Genomic DNA, 13393 nt, shown 5'->3' with positions numbered 1-13393 from the left:
GAGCATCCAGCCGGTGCGGCGCACCAGGCAGTGCCGCGGCGCGGTGGCCTGCGCGCTCAAGCCCAGCGGCCAGCAACTGTGCAGCGGCGCCACGCCCGGCGGCGGCACGCGCGGCGCGGACGGCACCTCGCCCTCGGGCAGCAGCGCCAGCAGCTCGTGCAGCAGCGGCGCGGCGGCGTTGGCGCCGAAGAAGCCCGGGTTGGGCGTGCCATCGGGCCGGCCCACCCACACGCCCACCGTGTGCTGCCCGGTGACGCCCACGGCCCAGGCGTCCCGGAAACCGAAGCTGGTGCCGGTCTTCCAGGCCAGCCGGCGCGTGCCCTCGGCAAAGGGACGCTCGGGATGGCCGCCGCCTTCGAGGATGTCGCGCACGATGAAGGCCGCGCCCGCGCTCATGAGCCGCGCCTCCACGCGCGGCGCCTCGGCCGTGAGCCGCGGCGTGCCGGACAGGCCGCCGCGCGCCAGCGCCCGGTAGGCGCCGACGAGTTCCTCCAGCGTGGTGCCGGCCCCGCCCAGGATCAGGCTCAGGTTCGGCTGCGCGCCCGGCGCCATGCGCAGGCGCAGGCCGCCGGCGCGCAGCACGGCAGCGAAGCGCTGGGGCGTCAGGCGCTCCAGCAGGTCCACCGCCGGCACGTTGAGCGACTTCCGCAGCGCCTCGGCCACGCTCACCGGGCCGCTGAAGCTGGCCTGGAAGTTCCCCGGCTGGTAGCCGCCGAAGGACTGGGGCGCGTCCACCAGCAGGCTCTCGGAATGGACCAGCCCCTCGTCCAGCGCCAGCGCGTACAGGAACGGCTTCAGCGTCGAGCCCGGCGAGCGCACGGCGCGGACCATGTCCACGTGCGCGGCGCGGCGCGGATCGGCGAAGTCGGCCGAGCCGGCGTAGGCCAGCACCTCCAGCGTGTCGTTGTCCATCACCAGCGCGGCCATGGAGACCCTGGGCGGCAGTGCGTCCACCCGGTCCAGCAGCAGCCGCTCCACGCCAGCCTGCACTTCGGGCGACAGCGTGGTGCGCAGCACGGTGGGCGCGGGGCCGCGCGGCGGCCGGAGGGAGGCGCCCGGCGTGCCGTTGGCGCGTGCCTGGGCCCGCACCCGCTCGGCTGCCAGCGGTGCCAGCCACTGCGCGCGCAGCGGCTGCGCCGCCACCTGCTCCAGCCGCGCGTCGGCCACGGTGCGCGCGTCCCAGGTGCCCAGGTCCTGCAGCCGCTGCAGCACCTTGTCGCGCGCGGCCTGCGCGGCGGCGGGGGAACGGTCCGGGCGCAGGCGCGAGGGCGCCTGGGGCAGGGCGGCCAGCAGCGCGGCCTCCGCCGCGCTCAGGTGCAGGGCCGGGCGGCCGAGGTAGCCGCGGCTGGCCATCTCCACGCCCTCGACGATGCCGCCCATGGGGGCGCGGTTGAGGTACAGGGTGAGGATTTCGCGCTTGGACAGCCGCAGCTCCAGCTGCAGCGCGCGGGCGATCTGGCGCGCCTTGGCGCGCAGGCTGCGGCTGCTGCCGGTGGGTGGCGGGTCGATGAGCCGCGCCACCTGCATGGTCAGCGTGGAGCCGCCGGAGACGATGCGCCCGTGGCGCAGCCACTGCGCGGCGGCGCGCGCCAGCGCCACGGGGTTCACGCCGGGATGCCAGTAAAACCAGCGGTCCTCATAGCCCAGCAGCGCCTGCAGGTACAGCGGCGAGACCTCCTCGGCCGTGACGGGCTGGCGCCAGATGCCGTCCGCATCCGGCCAGGTGCGCAGCGGCGTGCCGTCGCGGGCCACGACGACGGCGCCGGGGGCGTCGCGCGGGATGGGGGGAGGACAGGCCAGGTCCAGGTCGAGCAGCAGGGCCAGGGCGGCGGCGAGGGCCAGCTCGATGGGGCGGGTCATGGTCGCCCTTCCGCAGACAGCGGCTGCCGCCTCACTGTCCCGCCTCTCCCCGCGGATCGTTCACCACCACTGGCGCGCCCGCCGCGCCCACGCCGCGCAGCTCCGGCCGGTACATGGCTTCGGCGAAGGGCGCGGGCACCACGAAGCGCCCGGGGCTGACCACGCGCAGCATGTAGAACACCGGCAGCCACTCGCGGTCCAGCCGCGCCGCGGCCACGTAGCGGTCGTCGCGGTACTCGCGGTGCTTCACCCGGCTGTCCGCCATCGCCTGCGCCACGTCCGTGTCGCCCACCCTGAATTCCTCCGCCTTCGGCCCCTGCGACAGGTTGAGGTTCTCCACCTCCAGCCCGGCGGGCACGCGGTCCACGATCAGCGCGTCCTCGATGGGCCGGCTCGCGCGTGCCATCACGCGCACGATCAGCAGCTCGCCCACGCTCAGCGCCTTGCCCTCGGCCAGCGGCTGGCCCGAGGCATCGAACCAGGCGCGCTGCAGCTCGATGGTGTCGCCGCGCACGGCCGGCGCCTTCAGCGGGTAGCCGCTGGCCTCCGCCTCCACGAACAGCGGCCGCGCGCTCCGGTTCAGCAGCGACACGCCGCGCGCCAGCGCCGCGGCGTCCAGGCTGCGCTGCTCGGTGCCGCGCGAGGCCAGCGCCTGTGCCGTGTCCCCGATGCTCAGCTGCGCCGTCCAGCCCTCGCGGCCCGCCGCGCTGCTTGCCATGCCGGCCGCGCGCCCGGCCAGGAACAGCGCCAGGCGCTCCTGCGTGGAGAGGTAGTGGCGCCCGTTCAGGCGGTCCATGGCATCGAACAGCAGGCTCTCGCGCCGCGGCAGCTTCATTTCGTGCCGGGCCAGCAGCGCGGAGGCCAGCGCCAGGTCGCGCACCGGTGTGCCGTAGTCGCCCAGCCATTCCTCGCCCCAGGCCGAAACCCGAGCGCCTGGCAGGCCGTAGGGACGCCGCAGCGCTTCCTCCAGCGCCGCCTGCGAGCGGCCCTCGTCGCCCATGAGCTTTAGGCCGATGGCCAAGTGCACCAGCGGCAGCGGCGAGCGGGCCTTGCCGCGCTGCTGGTCGTGCAGGTAGCGCAGCATCGCCAGCGGCGCCTTCTGGTCGCGCGCCAGGACGTAGCCCGCGTGCGCCAGCTCGGCGAAGCGCTGGTGGCTGTCGCGCAGCAGCCGGCGGTCGCGCGCGCTCAGCGCCGGGCCGTCCACGCCGCTGGCGGCCGAGGCCGAAGAAGCCGCTGCCTTCGCCGCGGTGCCCGCGCCGCTGGCGCCCAGCGTCGCCTGCAGCGCCGCAGGCCACTGCGGGAAGCGGTTCGGCGCTTGTTGCAGCTCCTGCAGCAGCCACCCTTGGGCCTTGCGGTAGAAGGCGTCCGGCACGCTGAAACCCTGGTCCCGCGCGTCCTGCATGAAGCCCATGACGTAGGCCGAGAGCCAGGTTTCGTAGCCGCCATCGCCCCACAAGGTGAAACCGCCATTGGCCTTCTGCAGGCCGGCCAGCCGCCCCAGCGCGCCCTCGACGAACTGCGCCCGCTCCTCGCGGCTGCGCGGCTTGAGCCCCAGCGCCTGCGCCGCCCCTTCGTCGATGAACAGGTGCGGGTACGCCGCGCTGGCGGTCTGCTCCAGGCAGCCGTAGGGATAGTCCAGCAGCCCCTGCACCAGCGGACGCAGGTTCAGTGGCGGTTCATCAGACACGGCGATGGACAGCGCCGCGGAGCCCTTGTGGAAGCGCTCCAGCGCTGCCGCGTCGAGCTTCAGCTCGCCGCCGGGCTCCAGCCGCAGGCGCCGCGCCTCCCGCTCGGCCGGCGTGGCCGGCTGCACCTGCAGCACCGACTCGCGCGCGATCTTCAGCCCGCTGGCGCTGCTGACCTGCAGCCGCAGCCGGCCCAGGCCGTAGGCGTCCGTCGCCTCCACCGGGAAGCGCAGCGTCGCGCGTTGCTGGTGCCTGAGCGACAGCGACTGCTCCGCGCCGCCCACGCGCACCGGCTCGGCGCCTTCGAGCCGCACCTTCACCTGCTGCGGCGCGCCGCTGAGGTTGGTCACGTCCAGCGCGATGAAGGCGCTGTCGCCGGGCGCGATGAAGCGTGGCATCGCCAGCTCGGCCACCAGCGGCGCGGCCGACACCATTTCCGCGTCCGCCTTGCCGAAGCGGTCGGCCGTCGCCACCACCGCCATCAGGCGCAGCGTGCCGTTGAAGTCCGGGATGTCCAGCCCGATCTCGGCCTCGCCCCGGGCGTCGAGCTGTACCGGGCCGCTGAACAGGTCCACCAGTCGAACCTTCTTGGGCAGGCTCTTGCTGTCGCGCGGGCCGGCGTCGCCGCCCCAGCGCAGCCGGGCCGTGGTGCCCTGCATCTTCTCGATGAGCTTGCCGTAGAGGTCGAGCTGCTCGGCGCCGTAGCGGTGCCGGCCGAAGAAGAAGTCCAGCGGGTCGGGCGTGGCGTAGCGCGTGATGTTGAGGATGCCCACGTCCACCGCGTGCAGCGTCACCAGCGCCGCCTGCCCGCTGAGCCCCTCGGCCTTCACGCGCACGGTGGCGCGCTTCTCGGGCAGCACCTTGGCCGGAGCCTGCAGCGCCACCTTGAGCTGCCGCTCCTGCCGCGCCAGCGGCAGGTGGATCAGCCCCAGCGCCCGCGCCGGCGTGACGCGGTCGCCCTGGCTGCCCGGGCGCAGCGCGGTGACGGCCACGTACAGGTCGTGCCGCGCCCAGGCGGGGTCGATGGGGATGTCGATGCGCGTGCCCGAGGCGCGCACGTCCACCCGCTGGCTCCAGAGCAGGCGGTCGCCTTCCACCGTGACGATGGCCGTGCCGTCGTGCGGCGGCGTGATGCTGAGCTGCGCCCGGTCGCCCGCCTTCAGCGGCGCCTGCGCCAGTTTCAGTTGCACGCGGTCCGGCCGGTTGCCCATGTCCTCGGCCTCCTGCGCGCCCCAGCCGGCGTGGAAGCGGTAGCGCAGCCGCAGCCCGGTTTCGGGGTCGTCCACCTCCAGGCGGTAGCGGCCCCAGCGCACCGGCAGTGACACCCGCGTGCGCTCGCCTTGCAGCGCCACCTGGCCGGACTCGATCAACTCCTCGGTTTCGGTGTAGCCCGAGTTCCAGCCCTTCTGGTCGTCGTAGCGCCAGTAGTACTGGCGGTCCTCGCGCACCAGGCGCAGCGGCGCCTTCTTCAGCGGCTGCGGCTGGCCCTGCGGGTCCACGCGGATGAGCTCGAACTCTGCCGTGGCGTTGTCCGGCGCCACGTCGCGGTCGAACAGCGGGCGCAGCGCCAGCAGTTTGGGCGCCGGCCACAGCACGCGCTCGATGGAGCGCACCACCGGCCGCCCGCCCGATTCCAGCAGGCTGAAGCTGCCGCGCACCAGCATCGGCGAGGCCGGCCGCAGGTCGGGCAGCGGCAGGCGCACCCGGGCGCGGCCCTCGCCGTCCAGCGTCTGCTCGTCCAGCTCCTCGCGCCTGGTGCGGTCGTCATCGGCGAAGTCGCCGAAGACGAAGCCGGGCCATTGCCGGGGCAGGGCCTCGCGCTGGCGCGAGCTGGTGGCGGCCACCAGCAGCCGGTTGCCGGCCGCCGGGGCGCCGAAGAGGTAGTCGCCGCGCACCGCCACCTCGAAGTCGTCGCCGGGCAGCAGCACCGCCCGCGCGGTCAACAGCTCCAGCTTCATGCGCTCGGGCAGGAACTCCTCGACCTGGAATTTCCACACCGCGTCCGCGCGCCTGGCGCCCGGGTCGGCGCGCAGCTCCAGCTGCCAGGTGCCGGTCTGGGCGTCCGGCGGCAGCGCCACGGCATGCCGCGCGTAGCCCGGGAACGTCTCTTCCGGCTTCCAGACGCTGGTGCCGACGCCGCGGCCGTCCGGGCGCTTCAGCGTGGCCGTCAGCGGCTGCGGCGGCAGCGCCTTGCCATCGGCGTCGCGCATCAGCACCGACAGCTCGAAGCGCTCGCCCGGCCGGTACAGGTCGCGCCCGGCCCACACGAACAGCTTCACGTTGCGCGAGGGGTGGCCGCCGATCTCGAATTCCGACAGGTCCAGTGCCGGCGCGCGCAGCGCCAGCACGCTCATCTGGCCCTGCGCCCCCTCGCCGCGGCGCGCCACCAGCAGCGCGGCCTGCTCGAAGGCGCCGTCGAAGTGGGCATGCCCCTCGGCGTCGCCCGCTGCGCGGGCGAGGGAGCGGCCGTTCACGTCCAGCAGCTCGAACTGCACCCCGCGCAGCGCCTCGCCGGACTTGAGCGAGCTGGCGAAGGCGTCCATGGAGCCGGCGTAGCGCCGCGCCTGCAGCCCGATGTCGCTGACGTGGAAGTAGGTGACCTGGTACTCGTCCGAGAAGCGCCCCGGCTGCGTCATCACGGCGATGTAGACGCCGGGCTGCTGCAGCTCGGCGATCTGCTCCACCGGGATGAAGCTCACATGGCGCTTGTTGGGCGTGGGGTCGGTGCCGTAGCGGCCCAGGTGCACGCTGGTGGCGCTCTGGCGCAGCTGGTCCAGCTCCCAGCCGCCCACCAGGCCCTGCAGCCGGCGGCTGCCGTCGTCACCGGTGTAGCCTTGCGCGTCGGTGTCGCCCGTTTCGCCGTCCTCGCCGCGCGCGCCCTTGCGCACGCCCGCCACCCGCTCCAGGAAGCGCGGCAGCTGCGCCGGCTCCACGCGCAGGAACTGGATGTCCACTTCCGGCACGTTGACCGTGACCACGGGCAGCCCGCCGTTCTGGCCCGCCGGCAGCACCACGCCGCGGCTGGCGAAGAAGAAGGAGGGCGGCATGGCCTCGCTGGCGACCTCGCAGCGGTGGGCTTGCGCGAGCCGACGCCCGTCCTGTGCCTTCAACCCGTCGGCCACCTCGATGCGGAAGCGCCGCTGCGGCTGGATGAAGGGGAAATAGAGCAGGCGCGGGTTGTCGCCCACCACCCAGGCGCCCTGCAGCAGTTTTTCGTTGGGCGCGGAACCAGCCGGCGGTGCGCCGGGAGCGGACGCGGCGGGCTGCTCGGCACCGCGCTCCTTCACCTCGCCGTCGGCATCGGCGGGGCCCAGGTCCACCACGCGCAGCGCGTGGCCGAAACCCTGGCGCCGGTCCAGCGGCTGGGAGAAGACGATGGCCAGCGCCGGGCGGTCATCGAGCAGGCGTGGCTTGCAGTCCAGCGCGGTGAAGGGGGCGTCGGGGTCGGCGAGGGCCGTGCCGACCGTGGAGGACTGTCGCCCCTGGTTCCACCACCATGCGGCCGCCGCCAGGACGGCCAGCACCACCACCACGACAGCGGCCCAGAGACCGCGCTTGTTCCTCGCCACGCTGTTCGCCATGGGGCTTCTCCTCCAGGTGGAATTGGAACGCACACGGTAGCCCCGCCGCCGACCGGTGCCATGGGCAATAGCAACCGGCTGGAACGTGGCGGGACCGGGACTTTTCTCCGTCCGGCCGACAGAGGCGTCGGCGACGCGGCGGGCCGGACGCGGCAGGAGGCTTGCTCACGCCCGCCAGAATCGACTCATGACCCTGCTTGTGGACATTGATTTCTCCGCCGAATCGCTGCTCGTGGCGAGGCAGCTCATCGGCGTGACGCTGCTGATCGATGGCGTGGGCGGCCGCATCGTCGAAACCGAGGCCTACGACCAGGCCGACCCGGCCTCGCACACCTATGCGGGCAAGACGCCGCGCAACGCCTCCATGTTCGGCCCGCCGGCGCATGCCTACGTCTACCGCTCCTACGGCATGCACTGGTGCATGAATTTCGTGTGCCGCGAAGCCGGGCATGGCGCCGGGGTGCTGATCCGGGCGCTGGAGCCCACGCACGGGCTGGAGCGCATGCGCGAGCGCCGAGGCGTGGAGAAACTGGAGCTGCTGTGCGCGGGCCCTGGGCGGCTGGCGCAGGCGCTGGGCATCACGCGTTCGCTGGACGGGCTGCCGCTGGACGCGCCGCCCTTCGAACTGCTGCCCGGCCCGGCCGAGCCGGTGGAACTGCTGGTGGGGCCGCGCATCGGCATCACCAAGGCCGCGCACGAGCTCTGGCGTTTCGGGCTGAAGGGCTCGAAATTCCTCAGCCGGGGTTTCAATTGAAGAATTGAATCAGGGCAGCTTGCCCTCGGCCTTCAGGCGGTCCAGCATTTTGGGAATGAAGCGATCGCAGACCGCCTGGTTGTGGTCGTATTCGGCCGCGGAATCGAATTCGTCGTGCTGCGCGCGCACCTTGCCGAATTCCGCCAGCGCGAGGCGGATGGTTTCCTGGTTGCGGCTCAGGGAATCCATGGCGGCCAGGGACTCGAAACGCTGCTTGAAGAATTCACCCAGCCGCTGCGGCGATTCGTCCAGCCAGCGCCGGTAAATGGCCAGGTGGTTCATTTCATGCGCGTGCACGTGGTCGAAGGCGCAGGCGTTTTCGCGCAATTCGCTGGCGACGTGCACGGTGGTTTTGTGATAACTCACCTGCAGGTCCAGCGCCGGGCAGCCCTGGGCGTCCTTCTTCCAGCTCACCATGACGTGGCTTTCGGCATAGGTGGAACCCAGGCCGAAACTGTTCTGCGTCAGCGGCAGCGAGGAATTGCGATTCAATGCCGTGACGGCGCGCACGTCGCCGGTATCCACCTCGGTGTAATTCAAGGGCAAAGTGCGCACGGTGACGGAGGGCTGGCAGCCTGAATTGCCAACGGCCGGCGCGGCGTGACAGATTGCCGCAGCAAACATAAAACCGGACACAGCGAGGCGCAGGCGCCAGGACTTGGAGCGCATAGGTCGATCTCTTGGAATCCCCCGTCCCCTGACGGGGGAGGCCGGAGCGGCGGTATTTCTCGAACTGCACGAGCTTCCTCGCGCATCGCGGCTACGCATGTCCCGGCTTGCTGCAACGTTCTTCGGCTGCGGCCAAAGACATTGAAGCGCAGGTGTTTTTCAGAATGTCGGCGCTGGTAACAAGAGTTGGCCCTGACGGAGGCGGGCATCCCGGCGAGCGCAAGCCGGGATGCCCGCCTGCACGAGGCTATTGGAAGAAGGACTTCGTGATGTCGGCCGCCGAGCGCCGGGCGCACGGGCTGACGTTCTGCCCCGCCCACAGCGGCGAAAACTCGCCGGACCCTTGCGCCTCGCTCTGGGCCCGCAGCGGTGCGATGGCCGCCGTCGCCAGCGGGAAGGCCGGTGCCGCGGCCGACATGGGCCCGATCTCGCGCATCAGCCGGTTCACGATCCCGCGCGCCGGCCGGCCGCTGAAGAGGTTCGTCAGCGCCGTGTGGCGGGCGGCTTCGCTCTGCAGTGCCGCGCGGTGCACCGCGCTGGTGGTGGCCTCCTCGGCCAGCAGGTAGGCGGTGCCGACCTGCACCCCGGCCGCGCCCAGCGCCAGCGCGGCGCGCACGCCGGCCGCGTCCGCGATGCCGCCGGCGGCGATGACGGGAACGCGCACCGCCTTCACCACCTGCGGCACCAGCGCGAAGGTGCCGAGCTGGGTCGTGATGTCCTCGGCCAGGAACATGCCCCGGTGGCCGCCGGCTTCCAGGCCCTGGGCGATGACGGCATCGGCGCCGTGCGCCTCCAGCCACACGGCTTCCTCGACGGTGGTGGCGGAACTGAGCACCTTCGCCCCCCAGGCTTTCACGCGGGCCAGCAACTCCGGCGCCGGCAGGCCAAAGTGAAAACTCACCACCGGCGGGCGGAATTCCTCCAGCACCGCGGCGAATTCGGCGCTGAAGGGCGCGCGGCCGGGGCCGGCGGGAATGTCGGCCGGGTCGATACCGAATTCGGCGTAATAGGGCGCCAGGGTTTCGCGCCAGCACTGCTCGCGCGCCGTATCGGGCACGGGCGGCGTATGGGCGAAGAAGTTGACGTTGTAGGGGCGGCGCATGCCGCCCTGGATTTCGGACAGCTCGGCGTGCAGCGCCTCGGGCGTGAGCATCGCGCAGGGCAGCGAGCCCAGGCCGCCGGCATTGCTGACGGCGATGGCGAGCGCGCCGCCCTGGCTGCCTGCCATGGGGGCCTGGATCAGCGGGAGGTCGGTTCCCAGCCATTGGGCAAGGTGCATGGCGTCTCCTTGAAGGTGGACGTCGATTTTCGCGGCGCGGCGCAGCCCCGGGACCCGGGCCTGCCGCCCCGGCCGTGCCCGGCGCGGCGCTTGCCCGCGCCATTCGTTCACGCCGTGGGACGGCCGCGCCCGGGCGCCTGGCGGGCGGCGGGAGGGGCTGGAGGCGGCGCCTATAGTCCCTGCCTTTCCCCGCGAGCCGGCCGCCAGTCGCCGGCCGAATCCACGGAGACAACACCATGCAAGACACCGTTTCCGGGCGCGCCGCGGCGGCGCTTCCCGTGGTCCGCCAGCGCCCGGTGCCGCAGGCGCTGATCGAGACGCTGCAGGCGCGCTTCGGCGCGCGCTGCTCCACCGCGCAGGCCGTGCGCGAGCAGCACGGCAGCGACGAGTCCACCTTCACCGTGCCGCCGCCGGCGGCGGTGGTGTTCGCGCAGAGCAGCGCCGAGGTGGCCGAGGTGGTGGACCTGTGCAGCCAGTACGAGGTGCCGCTGATCCCCTACGGCGCCGGCTCCTCGCTGGAGGGCCACCTGCTGGCGGTGCAGGGCGGCATCAGCCTGGACCTCTCGCGCATGGACCAGGTGCTGTCCATCGACGCCGACGACCTCACGGTCACCGTGCAGCCCGGCATCACGCGCAAGCGGCTCAACGACGAGCTGAAGTCCACGGGCCTGTTCTTCCCCATCGACCCCGGCGCCGATGCCTCCATCGGCGGCATGTGCGCCACGCGCGCCTCGGGCACCAACGCCGTGCGCTACGGGACCATGCGCGAGAACGTGCTGGCGCTGGAGGTGGTCACGGCCGACGGCAAGATCGTTCGCACCGGCACCCGCGCCCGCAAGAGCAGCGCCGGCTACGACCTGACGCGGCTGATGGTGGGCAGCGAGGGCACGCTGGGCGTGATCACCGAGATCACGCTGCGCCTGTACCCGCTGCCCGAGGCGGTATCGGCGGCGGTGTGCTCCTTCCCGAGCATCGAGGCCGCGGTGCGCACGGTGATCCAGACCATCCAGCTTGGCGTGCCCATCGCGCGCGTGGAGCTGATCGACGGCAACACCGTGCGCATGGTCAACGCGCACTCCAAGCTGAGCCTGCGCGAGGAGCCCATGCTGCTGATGGAGTTCCACGGCTCGCCCGCGGGCGTGAAGGAGCAGGCCGAGACGGTGCAGGAGATCGCCGCCGAGTTCGGCGGCCAGGCCTTCGAATGGGCCAGCACGCCGGAGGAGCGCACGCGGCTGTGGACGGCGCGGCACAACGCGTACTTCGCCGCGATCCAGTCGCGCCCGGGCTGCCGCGTGATGTCCACCGACACCTGCGTGCCCATCTCGCGCCTGGCGGACTGCCTGCTGGACTCGGTGGCGGAGGTGGACGCCTCCGGGCTGCCGTACTTCCTGGTGGGCCACGTGGGCGACGGCAATTTCCATTTCGGCTACCTGATCGACGCCAACAGCGCCGAGGAGCGCGCGCTGGCCGAGGACCTCAACCACAAGCTCGTGCACCGCGCGCTGCAGCTCGATGGCACCTGCAGCGGCGAGCACGGCGTGGGGCTGCACAAGATGGGCTTCCTGGTGGAGGAGGCCGGCGCCGGCGCGGTGGAGCTGATGCGCACCATCAAGCGGGCGCTGGACCCGAAGAACATCCTCAATCCGGGGAAAATCTTCGACCTTTGACCCCCGCAGTCCAGGCCCGCGCCATGACCCAACGCATCGACGACCCCCAGCACGACCACGAAGCCGGCAGTGCCGATTCCACGCAGGACCTCACGCGCATCGACGACGTGCGCATCGGCGCGGTGCGCCCGCTGATCTCGCCGGCGTTGCTGCTGGACGAGGTGCCGGTGTCCGACGCGGTGCTGGCGCTGGTGGAAAACGCCCGCCGCGCCGCGGCCGATGTGCTGCGCGGGCGCGACGACCGGCTGCTGGTCGTGGTGGGGCCGTGCTCCATCCACGACCACGGCCAGGCCATGGAGTACGCCCACCGCCTCAAGGCGCTGGACGAGGAACTCAAGGGCGAGCTGCTGCTGGTCATGCGCGTGTACTTCGAGAAGCCGCGCACCACCGTGGGCTGGAAGGGTTTCATTAATGACCCTCGTCTCGATGGAAGTTTTCGCATCAACGAAGGGCTCAGGAAAGCCCGGGAGCTGCTTCTGGAGATTTCAGCGCTCGGCCTGCCCTGCGGTACCGAGTTCCTGGACCTGCTGAGCCCGCAGTACATCGCCGACCTGGTGAGCTGGGGCGCCATCGGCGCGCGCACCACCGAGAGCCAGAGCCACCGCCAGCTGGCCTCGGGCCTGAGCTGCCCGGTGGGCTTCAAGAACGGCACCGACGGCGGGGTGCAGGTGGCGGTGGACGCGCTGCAGGCCGCGCGCGCCTCGCACGCCTTCATGGGCATGACCAAGATGGGCCAGGCGGCCATCTTCGAGACCCGCGGCAACGACGACTGCCACGTCATCCTGCGCGGCGGCTCGCGCGGCCCCAACTACGACGCCGCCAGCATCGACGCCGCCTGCGCGGCCCTGGCCAAGGCCGGCCTGCGCGAGACGCTGATGGTGGACTGCTCGCACGCCAACTCCGCCAAGCAGCACCGGCGCCAGATCGAGGTGTCGGACGACATCGCCGCGCGCATCGCCGCGGGCGAGCGCCGCATCGCGGGGCTGATGATCGAGAGCCACCTGGAGGAGGGGCGGCAGGACCTCAAGCCCGGCGTGGCGCTGCAGCGCGGCGTCTCCATCACCGACGCGTGCATCGGCTGGGCACAGACGGCCGGGGTGCTGCGGCGGCTGGCCGAGGCGGTGGGCCAGCGGCGCGCGGCGGCACAGGGCTGAAGCGCCACACACCGCTGAAACGTCAGGCACCGGAAAGGTGCGGCGTCCAACAATGAGCGGTTGTTGCAGTCACGGCGACCCCGGCCCAAGAGGCCGGGCCGCGCTCCCTGGCCGTCCGCATGGACGGCCCCCGGGGCGCAACGCCGGCCGGGTTGCAGTGTTCCGGACCCGCTGTTCTCCGCCCGGTCACGGCAGCCGGGCCGGGGACATGCCTCCATCCGCCGACTCCACGGAAGGCAGTCCATGGCGCTGTACCAAGTCATCTACATCAGCATGGTGAGCGGCGACGAGCCCACGCGGGCCGAGCTGCAGGCACTGCTGGCCACGTCCGTGCGCCGCAACCGCGCGCTGGGCATCACCGGGATGCTGCTGTACGCGCACGGCGGCTTCATGCAGCTGCTCGAAGGCGAGGAAGCGGCCGTGAAGGCGCTGTTCGATCGCGTCCGGCGCGACTTGCGTCACCGCCGCGTCACGGTGCTGGTGCAGGGGCCGGTGGCGGAGCGCACCTTCGCGGACTGGGCCATGGCCTACCGCTGCCTCGAAGAGGACCCGGCGGCGACGGACGCGGAGGCCGAGGACGACGGGTTGCCGGCCGAGCTCGCTCCGCTGTTCCACAGGGGCTTCGACGAGTCCCGCCTGCGCGCCCGGCCCAGCGTGGCGCTGGAGCTGCTGCGCCACTACAGCCGCAACAACGGGCTGGCGGTGGCTTGAGGCTCGCTTCGCCCGTGATGAAAGCGAGCCCGT

The 13393-nt window shown here is 72.4% G+C and carries 8 protein-coding genes; 4 read left to right on the top strand and 4 right to left on the bottom strand.

Annotated elements, in window-relative coordinates:
* A partial coding sequence (gene pbpC, locus Q0741_RS05930) for a penicillin-binding protein 1C (RefSeq protein WP_298232273.1) occupies positions 1-1860 on the bottom strand: 1860 nt, incomplete at its 3' end.
* Positions 1861-1891: 31 nt separating this feature from the next.
* Positions 1892-7126, bottom strand: a complete 5235-nt coding sequence (locus Q0741_RS05925) for an alpha-2-macroglobulin (protein WP_298232272.1) — start codon at positions 7124-7126, stop codon at positions 1892-1894.
* Positions 7127-7313: 187 nt separating this feature from the next.
* On the opposite strand from Q0741_RS05925, the gene Q0741_RS05920 reads away from it, so the two are divergent.
* The gene (locus Q0741_RS05920) at positions 7314-7880 is read left to right on the top strand and encodes a DNA-3-methyladenine glycosylase (RefSeq protein ID WP_298232271.1); all 567 of its coding nucleotides are present in this window, start codon (positions 7314-7316) and stop codon (positions 7878-7880) included.
* A gap of 9 nt (positions 7881-7889) precedes the next feature.
* Here the strand turns inward: Q0741_RS05920 and Q0741_RS05915 are convergent, their stop codons facing one another.
* Positions 7890-8549, bottom strand: a complete 660-nt coding sequence (locus tag Q0741_RS05915; RefSeq protein ID WP_298232270.1) for a hypothetical protein — start codon at positions 8547-8549, stop codon at positions 7890-7892.
* A 247-nt stretch (positions 8550-8796) separates the two neighbouring features.
* Positions 8797-9828 carry a nitronate monooxygenase gene (locus Q0741_RS05910; RefSeq protein ID WP_298232269.1) on the bottom strand — a complete coding sequence of 344 codons (1032 nt, stop codon included), beginning with the start codon at positions 9826-9828 and terminating at the stop codon, positions 8797-8799.
* A 236-nt stretch (positions 9829-10064) separates the two neighbouring features.
* Between Q0741_RS05910 and Q0741_RS05905 the strand changes: the two genes are divergently transcribed.
* The 3 genes from Q0741_RS05905 to Q0741_RS05895 all read left to right on the top strand — a co-directional run bounded on the left by Q0741_RS05905 (position 10065) and on the right by Q0741_RS05895 (position 13360).
* Positions 10065-11495 carry an FAD-linked oxidase C-terminal domain-containing protein gene (locus Q0741_RS05905; protein ID WP_298232268.1) on the top strand — a complete coding sequence of 477 codons (1431 nt, stop codon included), beginning with the start codon at positions 10065-10067 and terminating at the stop codon, positions 11493-11495.
* 23 nt (positions 11496-11518) lie between these two features.
* Positions 11519-12649, top strand: a complete 1131-nt coding sequence (locus Q0741_RS05900) for a 3-deoxy-7-phosphoheptulonate synthase (protein ID WP_298232267.1) — start codon at positions 11519-11521, stop codon at positions 12647-12649.
* Between the two features lie 243 nt (positions 12650-12892).
* A complete protein-coding gene (locus tag Q0741_RS05895; RefSeq protein WP_298232266.1) occupies positions 12893-13360 on the top strand; it encodes a BLUF domain-containing protein in 468 nt (155 codons plus the stop codon).
* The last annotated feature ends 33 nt before the right edge of the window (positions 13361-13393 follow it).

Origin of the sequence: uncultured Azohydromonas sp. (assembly GCF_937926365.1) — a bacterium.
Classification (GTDB): Bacteria; Pseudomonadota; Gammaproteobacteria; order Burkholderiales; family Burkholderiaceae_C; genus Azohydromonas.
The sequence above is the reverse complement of the archived record's forward strand: the minus strand, read 5'-3'. Positions and strand labels throughout refer to the sequence as shown.